This is a genomic window from Psychrobacter sp. AOP5-GZ1-6 (genome assembly GCF_052376345.1).
Taxonomy (GTDB): domain Bacteria; phylum Pseudomonadota; class Gammaproteobacteria; order Pseudomonadales; family Moraxellaceae; genus Psychrobacter.
Genome location: NZ_JBQSVP010000078.1, coordinates 1 through 14,042 on the forward strand (window position 1 = coordinate 1; position 14,042 = coordinate 14,042).

The 14,042-nt window shown below is 43.9% G+C and carries 13 protein-coding genes and 1 pseudogene; 11 read left to right on the plus strand and 3 right to left on the minus strand.

Annotated features, from left to right (window positions below; all coding sequences use genetic code 11):
• From ACT3RN_RS10375 to ACT3RN_RS10385, 3 genes and pseudogenes are all read left to right on the plus strand, one after another.
• A partial coding sequence (locus ACT3RN_RS10375; protein WP_444518607.1) for an ABC transporter permease occupies positions 1-782 on the plus strand: 782 nt, incomplete at its 5' end.
• A 4-nt stretch (positions 783-786) separates the two neighbouring features.
• Positions 787-1,497: an ABC transporter ATP-binding protein gene (locus ACT3RN_RS10380; RefSeq protein WP_087814831.1), complete on the plus strand. Its 711-nt coding sequence runs from the start codon at positions 787-789 to the stop codon at positions 1,495-1,497.
• Between the two features lie 242 nt (positions 1,498-1,739).
• Positions 1,740-2,982: pseudogene (locus ACT3RN_RS10385) on the plus strand (IS256 family transposase).
• Between the two features lie 251 nt (positions 2,983-3,233).
• Here the strand turns inward: ACT3RN_RS10385 and ACT3RN_RS10390 are convergent.
• Both ACT3RN_RS10390 and ACT3RN_RS10395 read right to left on the minus strand, forming a co-directional pair.
• Positions 3,234-3,503, minus strand: a complete 270-nt coding sequence (locus ACT3RN_RS10390; RefSeq protein WP_226940908.1) for a hypothetical protein — start codon at positions 3,501-3,503, stop codon at positions 3,234-3,236.
• A 371-nt stretch (positions 3,504-3,874) separates the two neighbouring features.
• The gene (locus ACT3RN_RS10395; protein WP_192992358.1) at positions 3,875-5,137 is read right to left on the minus strand and encodes a flavin-containing monooxygenase; all 1,263 of its coding nucleotides are present in this window, start codon (positions 5,135-5,137) and stop codon (positions 3,875-3,877) included.
• 319 nt (positions 5,138-5,456) lie between these two features.
• Here ACT3RN_RS10395 and ACT3RN_RS10400 point away from each other — a divergent pair, with 319 nt between their 5' ends.
• Genes ACT3RN_RS10400 through ACT3RN_RS10420 form a run of 5 tightly spaced genes read left to right on the plus strand, consistent with a single transcriptional unit; the run spans position 5,457 to position 10,251 of the window.
• Positions 5,457-5,864 (plus strand): RidA family protein, encoded by a 408-nt coding sequence (locus ACT3RN_RS10400; protein WP_192992365.1) that lies wholly within the window; start codon positions 5,457-5,459, stop codon positions 5,862-5,864.
• A gap of 26 nt (positions 5,865-5,890) precedes the next feature.
• Positions 5,891-6,562: a DUF1028 domain-containing protein gene (locus ACT3RN_RS10405; RefSeq protein WP_192992359.1), complete on the plus strand. Its 672-nt coding sequence runs from the start codon at positions 5,891-5,893 to the stop codon at positions 6,560-6,562.
• A 26-nt stretch (positions 6,563-6,588) separates the two neighbouring features.
• Entirely contained in the window at positions 6,589-7,557 is a 969-nt protein-coding gene (locus ACT3RN_RS10410) for a LysR family transcriptional regulator (RefSeq protein WP_192992360.1), read from the plus strand.
• 9 nt (positions 7,558-7,566) lie between these two features.
• Positions 7,567-8,703 carry an acetylornithine deacetylase gene (gene argE / locus ACT3RN_RS10415; protein WP_192992361.1) on the plus strand — a complete coding sequence of 379 codons (1,137 nt, stop codon included), beginning with the start codon at positions 7,567-7,569 and terminating at the stop codon, positions 8,701-8,703.
• A gap of 33 nt (positions 8,704-8,736) precedes the next feature.
• Positions 8,737-10,251, plus strand: a complete 1,515-nt coding sequence (locus ACT3RN_RS10420) for an amino acid ABC transporter permease/ATP-binding protein (RefSeq protein WP_192992362.1) — start codon at positions 8,737-8,739, stop codon at positions 10,249-10,251.
• A 157-nt stretch (positions 10,252-10,408) separates the two neighbouring features.
• On the opposite strand, the gene ACT3RN_RS10425 is transcribed toward ACT3RN_RS10420, so the two are convergent.
• Positions 10,409-11,158 (minus strand): class II aldolase and adducin N-terminal domain-containing protein, encoded by a 750-nt coding sequence (locus tag ACT3RN_RS10425; protein ID WP_087813574.1) that lies wholly within the window; start codon positions 11,156-11,158, stop codon positions 10,409-10,411.
• A 209-nt stretch (positions 11,159-11,367) separates the two neighbouring features.
• Here ACT3RN_RS10425 and ACT3RN_RS10430 point away from each other — a divergent pair, with 209 nt between their 5' ends.
• From ACT3RN_RS10430 to ACT3RN_RS10440, 3 genes are all read left to right on the plus strand, one after another.
• Positions 11,368-12,228 (plus strand): transporter substrate-binding domain-containing protein, encoded by an 861-nt coding sequence (locus ACT3RN_RS10430; protein WP_226945132.1) that lies wholly within the window; start codon positions 11,368-11,370, stop codon positions 12,226-12,228.
• 39 nt (positions 12,229-12,267) lie between these two features.
• Positions 12,268-13,137, plus strand: a complete 870-nt coding sequence (locus ACT3RN_RS10435) for a phytanoyl-CoA dioxygenase family protein (RefSeq protein ID WP_068407008.1) — start codon at positions 12,268-12,270, stop codon at positions 13,135-13,137.
• A gap of 67 nt (positions 13,138-13,204) precedes the next feature.
• Positions 13,205-14,042 (plus strand): TauD/TfdA family dioxygenase (locus ACT3RN_RS10440; protein ID WP_444518608.1); only part of this gene is annotated, 838 nt, incomplete at its 3' end.

Genomic DNA, 14,042 nt, shown 5'->3' on the forward strand with positions numbered 1-14,042 from the left:
CGGTGGCCGATATCGCTACCGGCTTTAAATTGGGAGATTCTCTAGCTATTCGTCGCAATCATTACACTGTTGTGGGGCTAACACGGCGCATGGTATCGTCTAGTGGTGACCCAATGGTGTTTGTTCCGCTCAAGGATGCCCAAGAAGCCCAGTTTCTCAAAAACAACGACGCCATTTGGCAAAGCCGACAGCGCACTGAAGCCAATCCCGCTTTTAATCGTCCCGGTGTGCCAGGTTTGTTAGATGCTGTGATTGCTTCACAGAATACCAACTTGTCCGTCAATGCCGTACTGGTCACACTGAAACCCGGCTATGCGCAGAATGAAGTGGCCGAATCCATCCAGCGCTGGAAGCGTTTGACAGTCTACACGCGGGCACAGATGGAAGACATCCTCGTCGGCAAGTTAATCGCTACCTCAGCCAAGCAGATCGGCATGTTTCTAGTAATTTTAGCCATTGTTAGCGCGGCTATCGTTGCTTTCATCATCTATTCGCTGACCATGGACAAAATCCGCGAAATCGCGGTATTGAAGCTCATTGGCACCCGTAACCGAACTATCGCGGCGATGATCATGCAACAGGCGCTTGCACTAGGTGTGATTGGCTTCGTGGTTGGCAAGATTACGGCCACTTTCGCCGCACCTGTGTTTCCCAAGTATGTGCTGCTTACGCCAATGGATTCGGTGATCGGTTTTCTTGCCGTGCTCGTGATTTGCATACTTGCAAGCATTATCGCCATTCGTATGGCACTCAAGGTCGATCCGGCCGAAGCGATAGGATAACTCAATGACTAAAAAAGGAATACACATCGAAGGCCTAAGCAAACGCTTTGGCAAAGGTGACACGGCTGTCTACGCGTTGAAGGACGTGAATATGCAGGTTGCACCAGGTGAGGTTGTTGGCTTGATCGGTCCTTCCGGATCAGGCAAGAGCACACTGCTAAAATGCCTAGGCGCGGTGATTGATCCGAGCGCCGGTCGCATGACGCTGGGCGATGAGGTAATCTACGACGATGGTTGGAAAGTTCGTGATTTGCGTGCCTTGCGCCGCGACAAAATTGGTTTTGTCTTCCAATCACCATATTTGATTCCGTTTCTGGATGTCACTGACAATGTAGCTCTGCTGCCAATGCTAGCAGGCATCTCGAATGCAAAGTCACGGGCGAAGGCATTGGCGTTGCTCACGGCACTTGATGTGCAACACCGAGCTCAAGCCATGCCTTCGCAACTTTCCGGTGGCGAGCAGCAACGGGTTGCTATTGCGCGTGGATTGGTCAATCAGCCACCGGTGATTCTGACGGATGAACCGACCGCCGCTCTCGATAGCGTGCGTGCCATGGCAGTGATTCGCATCCTTAACGACATGGCTCAGAAATTCGAAACTGCCATCATCGTTGTCACTCATGACGAAAAAATTATTCCTACTTTTAAGCGTATCTACCACATCCGAGACGGCGTAACCCATGAAGAAGTTGGCGAAGGCAGAGCGTTCGAATGAGGGAAATATTGAATGATAGAAAGGTCTTATGACCTACCACAAACATGGCCCCACAAGGCAACTTGCCTAGTGGTTGCCAGTCTGACTAGTTGTGTTGCCGGCCCTTATTTTCAATAACCCATCGCACCTAATAGGTGGGCTTTTCGGGGCCTTTCCCAAACTCTGTGTAACTGCTTATAATCCAATGTAAAGGAGAATAAGCAATGACAAAAGAAACAGAACTAAAGAAATTAGCCGAACAAATGGCTAAACACGTTGGAAGCTTCGAAGACATCAAAGCATTTCAAAAAGAGCTCATGCAGTCATTTATTGACACTGCCTTAGAAGCAGAAATGGAAGAGCATCTCGGCTACCCCAAGCATGAGAAAGCCGATAAACCTAATAAGCGCAACGGGCACACTAAAAAGAGAGTCCGTAGCGACACAGGCGAGCTTGAGATCTCCACCCCCAGAGACCGCGACAGTAGCTTTGAGCCTGTACTTGTCAGTAAGCATCAAACCCGTATTTCAGGTCTTGATGACAAAATCATATTCCACTACAGGCATAGCCTTCCGTCTTGCGCTTCGGGCAAGTGTCTCCCAGACACTTGCTGATCCTCGCTCATACGCCAAGGGTCAAACCACCACTGAGATTGTCGAAACCATCAAGGACATCTACGATGTCGATATCTCAAGTAGCTTGGTTGCAAGAGTCACTGACAACATCTTAGAGGACATCACTGCATGGCAGAACCGGCCACTGAGCAGTGTTTATCCTATCGTCTATTTGGACTGCATCGTCGTGAAGATACGTCAAGACAAGCAGATCATCAACAAGGCTATCTATCTGGCGCTAGGCGTGGGACTTGATGGTAAAAAAGAGCTGCTTGGTATGTGGCTCTCAGAGAATGAAGGCGCTAAATTCTGGCTTGGTGTTCTCACTGAGCTACAAAACCGCGGGGTACAAGATATTCTCATTGCCTGTGTCGATGGTCTAAAGGGCTTCCCTGATGCCATTAACACCGTTTACCCCAACGCTCAGGTTCAGCTGTGTATCGTGCATATGGTGCGTTACTCCATGAAGTTTGTACCATGGACGGATAAAAAGGCCGTAGCAGCTGATTTAAAGGCCATCTACGGTGCTGATACGCTTGAGCTGGCAGAGGCCAACCTTGAGCACTTTGATGATACTTGGGGTAAGGACTATCCGCACGTGGTTAAGTCTTGGCGCAATAACTGGGAGGGCTTAACGGTGTTCTTTGGTTATCCTAAAGATATCAGAAGAGTGATCTATACCACCAATGCGATAGAGTCGCTAAACAGTGTGATTCGAACGGCGGTGAATAAGCGTAAGGTGTTTCCCTCTGATCAGGCAGCATTCAAGGTGGTGTACTTAGCCACCCAGCAAGCATCCAAAAAATGGTCGATGCCAATCCGTAACTGGACGTCTGCTTTAAATCGCTTTATGATTATGTTTGATGATCGTATCAGTAAGCATTTAATCTAAACGGCAGTTACACAGAATTCGGGATGGTCTCAGAATGCTAGGATTAGCATAACTCCAGCTATCAGGTAAGTCCCATCACTTGCCATGACAATTAAGCAAAAAAAAGCAGATATCATCGATATCTGCTTTTCTATTGTTACAAAGCGGCTTCTAAATGACGCTTCAAACAACCATTAGCCTTGAGGCTTAATCAAATACTTCTCACCAGTCGCTTGTTTGCCATAGGCGGCGATTGATTTTAATTGCAGTGCTTATTCTAGCGTGACTTCATGAGTATAGCTGCTCGCAAAGGTGGTGGTGATTTCTTCTGCCACACGCTTACGCATTGCTTTCACCGTTTCACTGCCCAGCTTGCCAAGTGCATTAAATAATAAGAATCCATTAACGCCCCACGCAAAACCAAAGTTACGGTTTAGGGTGATCGGGCCGCGGTCTAAGGCACCATAAATATAGGCTTGTTTAAAGGTGTCTGACCCATAGACGCTGTATTCTTCTACATCGTGAGTAATTGCGGCTTCCATACAGTTTAGAATATCGCTGGACAGCTTGCCGCCGCCAATAGGGTCGAATGAAATAGTCGCGCCTGTTTCGATGAGCGCTGTGGTTCTCCGTTATCGATGCCGAATGGCCGGCTTTTTATCGGGCATTTTTACAATGGCTAGCGCCAGATAACTTTGATGAGGTCGGCAAGCAGCGAGCCCGACTGAGCGAGTTAATTCAAAAAGCTCTTCGACAACAGCTGTGAAGAGCGGCATCCATATACAGCCAAGACCACCTAACAAATGACTGCAGTGCGAATGCTGCAAATTGAGCTTTTATTTCACGTCATAATTTCTGGTTTTTCAGCATAAACTGACAATCACTCAGAATATAGACCTCTCTTCTAAAACTATTATTCGGTTTTTTTAGAGGATTGATAACGCTGGTAGTGTCTTTGGATCTCTATATACTCAGCAATACGCTTCGCATCATGCCACACACCCCAAATAAAGCTAGAGCCTTTGCCCGACAAGTACGGCAACCCGACAAAATAAATACCCGGCTCGCTAGTGACACCTTTGTTGTGTATCGGTGCGCCATTGTCTGCAAAAATATCAAAATCGAGCCAGTGGTAATCATAGCCAAAGCCAGATGCCCAGATAATACTGGTGATATTATCTTTGTCAAAATCGAGCGCGTCGATGGGCATGGTCATACACTCAGGCATATCCATCAACACTTTTGCTTCAGGCTCCTCAGGCAAATCTAGACCATTGTTTTCAATGTATCTGTCCATTTCTTCAAGATTGTCTAAATAGCTTTGTTCGGCACTGACGATGTTATCAACCAAATCATCGTTAAACGATACAGTATGGTCGGTAAATGCCTTGGTCATGCCAACTAGGGTGATACCCTCATGACCCATCTTTCTAAAATCAACGCTTTGTCCGCCATTCATACCACTCACTGCAAACCCCTTAATCGGCCGTTGCGGCGGCGTGGTCTCATGCCATGTGCCCAAAACACCCAGCCACCACACGTTGTCTCTGTCTCTGTATTTGCGCGGCGGACGCTCATGCGGGCCAACGGATAAGTATACCTTTTTACCTGCACTATTTAGCTCTGAGGCAATTTGCACTCCTGATGAGCCAGCACCGACGATCAGTACCGCACCCTCAGGCAGCTGCTCGGGATTTTTATAGTGATCCGAGTGTATTTGATACAGGCTGGTGTCTTGTGGGGCAATTTTAGGAATAAGTGGCTTTTGAAACGGTCCTGTGGCGACTACGACATTATTGGCAAAAAGCGTGCCTTGACTGGTGGTGACGCTAAAGCCTTTTTTGTTCTTATTTTTAACGATGTTTTGTACTTCTACGCCCGTCTCAATCGGTGCGTCAATCATCTTGGCATAGTTTTCAAAATACTCAGCGACTTCGCCGTGCGGCACAAAACTGTCTGGATCATGAGGGAAGTCCATATTTGGAAATTTATCATGCCAGCAGGGACCGTTGGCGACTAATGAATCCCATCGACGCGTGCGCCACGCCTCGGCAATTCTATTTTTTTCTAAGACGACATGCTCAATACCGAGATGGCCCAAATGCTCACTCATCGCAATACCTGCCTGACCTGAACCCACAATCAGTGTGTCTACACTTTTATTATCGATTGACATATGACCATTCTCTCTGCATAAAAATTAATATTTTGAATCATTACTTTTTGAAGATATGACTCTCTATCAAGGTCACATCCACCCAAATCATATTAATTTTTCTGTATTTAAAATGACAATCGTATGTCCTGAATAGCTACCTCAAAAAAACCGAATCACTCTGATATGGCTTAGCCTAACCACTGGAAAGGAAATCTTAATTTGCCTTGAATTTGATTTGCGACATACTGTTTGTAAGGCGATAGCACATCCTTTAACCATTACATACTGTCCATCTTCTTGAAGAATTGAGACTGATAAGAGATCAACCATGACATCTATGAAACATACCCGTATTCGAACCTTTAATACCCAAGAAACTTACCCTGAGCAAAATATCGATAACGACTTGTGCCAAGCAGTCGTCGCAAAAGGCAGTATTGTGTTTTTGCGTGGGCAAATCGGCCAAGACCTAGATACGAGTGAGAGCGTGTGTGTGGGTGATGTCAAAGGCCAAACCGAGCAAGCGATGCACAACATCAGTATGCTGCTAAAAGAGGCAGGTGGTGAGCTGACTGACATCTGCAAAATCACCATCTATATCATAGACCCCAGATACCGCGAAGACGTCTACCGGGTGGTTGGGCGCTGGCTAAAGGGTGTACATCCTGTCTCTACGGGCATTGTAGTCTCTGCGCTAGCACGTCCTGAATGGCTGGTTGAGATCGATGCGACCGCTGTAATTTAAAACCATAATTATACTAAGGATATATAATGACATTTTCTATTATTGCGCGATGTGAAAAAACAGGGCAGTTGGGTGCAGCGATCAGCTCCTCATCACCCGCCGTGGCCTCTCGCTGTATTCGTGCCAAGGCAGGCGTTGGCGTAGTTGCTAGTCAAAACATCACTGACCCTAACTTGTCGCAAATACTGATTGAAATGATGCAATACAACCTAACCCCGATCGATGCCGGTCATGAGCTGATTAAGAGCACTGAGTTTATTCAGTATCGGCAGCTGATGGCACTTAGCGCGACCGATGCACCTTTTGTATTTAGCGGTGAGCATACCTTGGGGACGTTTGCGACTGCGCAAGGTAAACGTGCTGCCTGTGCTGGTAATATGCTGTCTAGCACAGCTGTTCCTGAAAAGATGCTCATGACTTTTGAGCAAAGCGAAGGCTCTCTTGCCAGCAGATTGCTTGAAAGCTTAGTATCGGGTTATCACGCGGGCGGTGAAGAAGGGGAGGTGCATTCGGCAGGCTTGCTGGTAGTAGACAAAGCCACGTGGCCGATTGTCGATCTACGAGTGGATTGGTCAGACACGCCCATAGAGGACTTACAGAAATTATGGGACATATATGAGCCGCAATTAGATGACTATATTGTGCGAGCCTTGAATCCTACCATTTCACCGAGCTATGGCGTGCCTGGAGATTTATAAACCGCTATTTAATAAAAGGATCTATCGTGTTAAGTCGAATTACGTTACGTCAGATGGAATATTTTGTCACTACCGCAGAAAGCGGCAGTATCATCATTGCCTCTGAAAAAATACATATCTCCTCGCCGTCAATATCGGCTGCGATTGCACATATGGAACAAGAGCTTCATGTCCAGCTGTTCATTCGCCAGCATGCTAAAGGCTTGCTTTTGACCGAGATCGGCGAGCAGGTCAAAGATGCCTGTAAAGTGATTTTGGCACAATCCTCTGATCTGTATTCAATGTCGGCTGACTTCACAGGCATTATGCGCGGCAAGATCAAAGTCGGCTGTTTTTCAGCCTTTGCGCCTTTTGTTTACGCTGAAATCATACATGGATTTGCAAATTTGTATAAGCAGGTAGATGTAGAAGCGGTGATTGACGATCATCACAATTTAACGCAAGAGCTCACAAAAAACACTTTAGATCTGGCTTTACTGTACGACTTACATATCGATGAGAACGTCATCAATTTTACACCGCTGGCTGACTTACCGCCGTACGTTTTATTGTCTGAGACGCACCCGCTGGCCAAGCACAAGGCGGTGACGTTAGAAGAGTTGGCCGAATATCCAATGATCCTGCTCGATATGCCCTACAGTAATGACTACTTCCTATCTTTGTTTCGCAAAAACAACCTCAAGCCCAACATTATCGACACCTGTAAATATGTTGATGTGATTCGCTCGATGGTGGGTAACAACATTGGCTACACCATCTTAAATGTTCGCCCAAAGAGCAACTTATCTAACGATGGTAAAAAGTTGGTCATGGTTAGAATATCTGGTGATATGAGGCCCATGAAAATCGGCATCGCCACGCCCAAAAACGCCACACTGACCAATGTCCAACAGGCCTTTTCAAGTCGTTGCCAAGCTTTTATTTCCAACCAATACATACCTGGCATGAGTGTCTCGTATTTCTCCGAAGCACATATCAAAAACCAAAAAGAATAAGGAAGGCAAATGCAACATCACTCAGAATGCCTAGCCGTATTAGAACAACTCATTGCTTTTGATACCACCTCTTATAAGAGTAATTTACCACTGATTGACTACGTCAAACACTATTTAGATCATAAGAATATCGACATCACTATCGATTATAACGACGCGCAGAACAAAGCCAATCTATTCATTAGCACAGGCCCTAAAGACAGCGCTGGCGTATTGTTGTCAGGCCATACCGATGTGGTACCTGTTGATGGTCAAGACTGGGACACTAACCCTTTTGAGGCCGTCATAAAAAATAACAATGTTTATGGTCGTGGCAGCGCCGATATGAAAGGGTTCATTGCCTGCGCGCTAGTCATAATGAAAAGGGCCGCGGACATGCCCTTAACTTATCCCCTGCATCTGTGCCTATCCTATGACGAAGAGATCGGCTGCGTGGGTGTCAGGCACATCCTAACGCAACTGAGCAGCTTAATTGTCCCGCCTAGAGTGGTGATTATAGGGGAGCCGACCTTGATGGATGTGGCTACCAGTCATAAAGGCAAAGCCGTGTTTCAAGTGCAGTTTTATGGCACAGAAGGACACTCCGCTCTTGCGCCAAATTATACCAATGCCATTCACGCGGCCAGTGCCTTTGTACAAAGCTTGATTGACAGTCAGCAAGTGGTTGCCAAAGAAGGACATCTGGATACGGGGTATGACATTCCTTACTCCACCATTCATGTAGGCAAGATTCACGGCGGTACCGCGTTAAATGTCGTACCCAATCTGTGTCAATTAGATTATGAAATTCGCAATGTCGCAGAAGACAGTATTGCCGCGATTCAAACACAGATCTTAAAGGATTTTGCGGCAAAAGATGCCAGCTATCGTTATGAGCTGCAAGACATCAATCAGTATCCTGGGCTAATGACCAACCAAACGCAGCCAGAATTAAAAAGTATCCAAGCGTTATTGCCGCAGTCCAACATCACCAAACTCTCTTTTGGTACAGAGGCAGGCTTGTTCCAACAATGTTTTGACTCTCCCATTTTGGTCTGTGGCCCAGGCTCTATCGAGGTTGCTCACAAACCCAATGAATACATTGCTATTAGTCAATTAAACGCTTGCAGTCACTTTTTAGACAAGCTTGTTGCGACGTTGTTATAGCTTCATTCCTTAACGAATTTTAGAGGACAGATCATGCAATTTGATTGGGCATATACTTTTAGCTTGCTAAAAGACACAAACTTCTGGCAAGCCACCTTAACTGTGATTGAACTTAGTGTATTGGTATGGATTTTGGGTATCGTCCTAGGTTTTGTGATGGCACTGGGCAAAAAATCTAAACTCAAACCTGTCTCGTTATTAAGCCGCGCTTATATCTGGTTATTTCGCAGTATTCCTTTGTTGGTACTTTTGATCTTCATTTACAGTATGCCGCAGGTGTTTCCACAAACCAGCGTGATCTTATCTTCGTCGTTCATGTCTGGTCTAATTGCCTTAACGTTATGTGAGACCGCCTATATTGCTGAGATTCATCGCGGTGGTCTCAACTCAGTCCATCAAGCTCAGATAGAAGCAGGTAAGGCGTTAGGTATCAAGCCGATGGGTATTCAGCGACTGATTGTGGTGCCACAGGCGCTAAGAATCGCCTTACCTACATTGAGCAACGAATTCGTCGTTATCGTTAAACTCACCTCACTGGTATCGGTTATTTCTCTGACAGAAATTCTACTGGTTGGACAGCGTTTGTATGCACAGAACTTCTTGGTGCTTGAAACCATGTTGGCGGTCGCGTTTTACTACATCTTGATTGTCACTGTTTTTGGCTTCTTGATTCAACGCTTTGAAAAATTTATCGATATTACGCAAAAGAAGCCCGGTATTTTGAAAGAAGGTGAGTTGGTTGGTAATATCAGTAGCAATAAATCATTGAATAATTACAAAGAAATAAACCAAGAACGCAAAGGTGATTATGCACTGGAAGCCATTAATATTCACAAATCCTATGGCGAGCACCATGTACTAAAGGGTATTGACCTTAACGTGAAATGGGGCGAGGTGGTGTCTATTATTGGCCCATCAGGCTCAGGGAAAACTACTTTTATTCGTACGTTAAATAGCTTGGAGACACTTAATAAAGGCACGGTTAATTTGATGGGTAATCCTTTTCTAAAAGATACTGTTCTGACCGATAAATCTAAGCCCTTTAAAGAGCAAATTATAAATATCGGTATGGTGTTTCAGAATTTTAATTTATTCCCGCATAAGACTGTTTTAGAAAATATCATGCTGGCACCTCAGTACCATAAGGTATATGACAAAGGCATCAATCAGCTGACCGCAATTGCGATGCTCGACAAAGTCGGTATGAAGGCCCATGCAAAAAAATACCCGCATCAGCTCTCAGGTGGGCAACAGCAGCGGGTAGCGATTGCCAGAGCTCTCGCGATGGAACCTTCTATTATCTTGTTTGATGAACCAACGTCTGCCTTAGATCCTGAGCTGGTCAGTGAAGTATTAAGAGTAATGGAACAGCTTGCCAAAGAAGGCTTGACCATGATTATTGTCACGCATGAAATGAGCTTTGCATTCGATATTTCCGACCGTGTCATCTTTATGGAAGGTGGTCATATTGTTGAGCAAGGATCACCTGAGGTACTGAGAAACAGTACCAACGAGCGCTTCAACCAGTTTGTACAAAATATTAATTAAAAGTAAGAACTCGTTTTCATAGATCAGTTTTTATATCAATCAGAGTCGCCAAAAAAGCCCTTATATGATCGTATATAAGGGCTTTTTCTTTAGTATTGCATTTTTTATATCAGACAAGTATGGATAGGCTGGACAAACAAAGTTTTTACTAAAAAAATTATTCAATAAAATCAGGTTCTTGTATCAGCAGTAACCTTTTAATCTCTTCTAAATGTGCTTCGCTAAAGTCCTCTATAGACTCCCAATCTTGAGCCGTCTTTTCTGCGACGTCATCAGGGATGAGGCGCAATGGCTGATTGGTCGCATAGGCGGTTGTGAGCACTTGGCAGGCGCGCTCAATGGTATACATGTCATCAAATGCCACACCGATGCTGTGCGAGCCGATAAGTACCCCGTGATTGCCCATCATCAGACGACTATGCTCGCCTAATAAGCTGGCGAGTCGTTTGCCTTCCGCATTGCTATCAGCCATACCTTGATAACAATCATCGTAGCTCACACGATTAAAATAGCGCGCCGTGTTTTGATCAATCGGTTTAATGGTCGGATCTTTTAGCGTTGAGATGGTAGTCGTATAAATCGGATGCAAATGCAGCACGCATTTGATATCTGGTCTTAATAGATGGATTTGACTGTGTATAGCCCACGCGGTTGGGTCAATTTTTGCCAATAACTCATTATCAGGATTATTGGTATCTAACAAGATTAAATCACTCGCTTTAATGGTCGAAAAGTGTTGCCATTTTGGATTGATCAGAAATTGACTACCATCTTCAGATACCGACGCACTGAAATGGTTGGCGACTGCCTCATGCATGTTCAGACGTGCAAACCAACGAAAACAAGCGGCAAGGTCAATGCGTGCCTGTTCTTCGCTTTTAAGATTGTTGTTTTTAAAGTCATTCATAAATCACCTCTGTATGTAAAATTATTACTATACAGAGTGTATTGAAAACAAAGCGATTTTTTTAAATAGGATTTGCAGTAGTAGTGGGTAGGTTTTTCAAAATTGCTTTTAATAGGTCGTCTTTAGTATAACTGAGTTAAGCGATAAAGATGTTACCAACACATTTAATACGGTTGTTTAAATTCATTAACCCACTAGGAATGACTACGATGAAGCCATTAAAAATGATATTACTTTCTGCCGCTGCAGGCTTAGTATTAAATGCCTGTTCGAGTGAAGCACCTACCAGTAGTCAAGAAAGCAGCGCCACTGCTACTGAGAGCGCAGGTGCTGATAAACGAGTACTAACCATAGGCTCTGATATGACCTTTCCGCCTTATGAGTATTTGGATGAGCAGGGCAATCCGGGCGGGGTAGATGTGGAGATTATGGCCAAAGTAGCGGAGCTTAATGGTGATATCACACCCAAATGGGAAGATACCAGATTTGCAAACCTCATTCCTGGGCTAAAAGGGGACAAGTTTGATGTGCTGTATTCAGCAATGTACATCACTAAAGATCGCTTAGCGCAGATTGATATGATTCCTTATTACAAGACCGACATCTCATTGCTGGTGCGTGGTGACTCAGACCTTGCACCTCAAGGGGCAGATGACTTATGTGGTCAAAAGGTTGGTGCGATGAAAGGCACAGAATTTGTCAATCAATTAGGAAAAATATCCGCCAAATGCGTGGAACAAAACCAAGGCGCTATCGAAATTCGTGAATACGAAACCTCACCGCAAACCTCTCAAGCATTGCTCTCTAGAGCTGTAGATATTCAATATGATGATGCTGCCGTCATGAAAGCCGCGGAAATGAAACTTGGCGATCGCGTGAAAATCACTTCAACACAAGAGCTATATCCTATTGTCGGCGGGATTAGTGTGAAAAAAGGTGATACTGAAACTTATCAAATCATCTCGGACGGTATAGAAAAAATGAAACAGTCTGGTGATCTAGAAAAAATACTGAGCGTCTACGGTCTAACCGTTCCAAGCCAAGCAGATATCGATCAAATAATGAATTAATCGGATAAGCAGCATAAGTAAAAAAGGAAGGAGTATTAAATGTTAACCAATGAACAAATTAAGCAGTATCACGATAGAGGTTATTTAGTAGTAGAAAACGCTATTGACTCTACTGATCTCACAGACCTTCTTAATCAAATAAATTTTTGGATAGATGAGAGTAAGGTACATGCCGAAGCTTGGGGTTCAACATTAGATGGTAGAGCAAGGTTTGATATCGATCCAAAAGATCACAGTGCTAAAAACCCCTCTCTACGCCGTGTTACATCACCGACAGAAATATCTGAGTCCTTTGCAGATATAGCACTTAAATCCAATATGTCAGAAATGGCAAGCGACTTGATAGGCGGTAATGGCACATGCTTTCACCATAGTAAAATCAATGCCAAGTTGCCCAATACGTCGACTACCGTCAAATGGCATCAAGACTTTCCATTTACGCCGCACACCAACGATGACATGCTGACGGCACTACTAATGATCGGTGAGGTTACGATGGAAAACGGACCACTACTGGTGGTGCCCAGTAGTCATAAAGAAGATCTGTTTTCCCATTGGGAAAATGGGAAGTTTGTGGGTAAAGTGAGTGATGACATAGAAGCGAAAAAATGCCAACAGTTTGTACCCTGTATCGGTAAGCCAGGTTCTATATGCTTTATGCATAGTAGGTTGCTGCATTCATCAGGGCCGAACAAAAGCGACTTGCCCAGATACTTATTCATCTCCGTATACAAGGCAGAAGATGCACATGCGCTATCACCAAACCCGCTACCAAGTAAGCATGAAGGCGCTTTGGTAAAAGGCGTGATAAGTGGTAATGTTAGATTGACTCCCAACCTTGTACAGCTGCCAGAAATACCTAAGGGTGCATCGTTTTTCACTCAGCAAGAAATGGCAACGATGGGTTAGTCTGATTTTAGATTTTAAATCTGGCATATTGTCTAATAAGATTATTTTAGTATCAAAGGTTAACGAAATGAAAACAATATTAACATCCCCTATTGAAGAGAAATGCGCTTGGTTCGGCAATGATATTATCAATAATAATGATTGGATAATTAGACTTGATGATTATTTATTGTCAGTTTTGGATGCGGCACATCAGCATATCACTAATCTAGGGAAAAAAGCTCCTCACTTTAATAAAGATGATATACATATTAAAGATGAAAAGTTTTTAAATTTTATCGATAAAATATCGGATCAACTTGAGAATGGCTATGGTTTTATTGTAATAAAAGGCTTAGATGTCAAACGATTTAATGAAGAGGAGCTTATAGATATTTATTATATCTTGGGCTTGTATTTAGGTATGCCTGTAACCCAGAATATACAACAACAACTGTTAGGCTATGTGGAAAATGCAGGGGATGTAAAAAATAAACAAACAAGAGTCTATCGAACAAATGCTAATTTACCCTACCACTCTGATATGTCGGACGTTGTAGGTCTTCTATCCATAAGAAAAGCGAAAGAAGGTGGGGAAAGTAGTTTGGTAAGTTTTGCGACAGTTTATAATACAATTTTAAAAGAATATCCAGAGTATCTAGCCTACTATTATCATCCAGCTTATTATAACCATCTTGGTGAAGATGAACCCTCATTAAGCCCCATATTTAGTTATTGGGAAGGCAAGCTAGCATGTCGGTACCTAAGACAATATATTGAGGTTGGACATGAAAGAAAAAATATTCCATTATCTAGAGTACAAAAGGACGCACTTAATATTTTCGATGAAATAAGTCATCGAAATGAGCTAAGAATTAATATGATTTTAGAGCCTGGTGATATACAACTATGCAATAACTATATTG

Coding starts and splice junctions, on each gene's coding strand:
- ACT3RN_RS10420 (WP_192992362.1), top strand. CDS start 8,737: ATGCAATTTGATTGGGCATATACTTTTAGCTTGCTAAAAGACACAAAC.
- ACT3RN_RS10435 (WP_068407008.1), top strand. CDS start 12,268: ATGTTAACCAATGAACAAATTAAGCAGTATCACGATAGAGGTTATTTA.
- ACT3RN_RS10425 (WP_087813574.1), bottom strand. CDS start 11,158: ATGAATGACTTTAAAAACAACAATCTTAAAAGCGAAGAACAGGCACGC.
- argE (WP_192992361.1), top strand. CDS start 7,567: ATGCAACATCACTCAGAATGCCTAGCCGTATTAGAACAACTCATTGCT.
- ACT3RN_RS10395 (WP_192992358.1), bottom strand. CDS start 5,137: ATGTCAATCGATAATAAAAGTGTAGACACACTGATTGTGGGTTCAGGT.
- ACT3RN_RS10430 (WP_226945132.1), top strand. CDS start 11,368: ATGAAGCCATTAAAAATGATATTACTTTCTGCCGCTGCAGGCTTAGTA.
- ACT3RN_RS10405 (WP_192992359.1), top strand. CDS start 5,891: ATGACATTTTCTATTATTGCGCGATGTGAAAAAACAGGGCAGTTGGGT.
- ACT3RN_RS10400 (WP_192992365.1), top strand. CDS start 5,457: ATGAAACATACCCGTATTCGAACCTTTAATACCCAAGAAACTTACCCT.
- ACT3RN_RS10390 (WP_226940908.1), bottom strand. CDS start 3,503: ATGGAAGCCGCAATTACTCACGATGTAGAAGAATACAGCGTCTATGGG.
- ACT3RN_RS10380 (WP_087814831.1), top strand. CDS start 787: ATGACTAAAAAAGGAATACACATCGAAGGCCTAAGCAAACGCTTTGGC.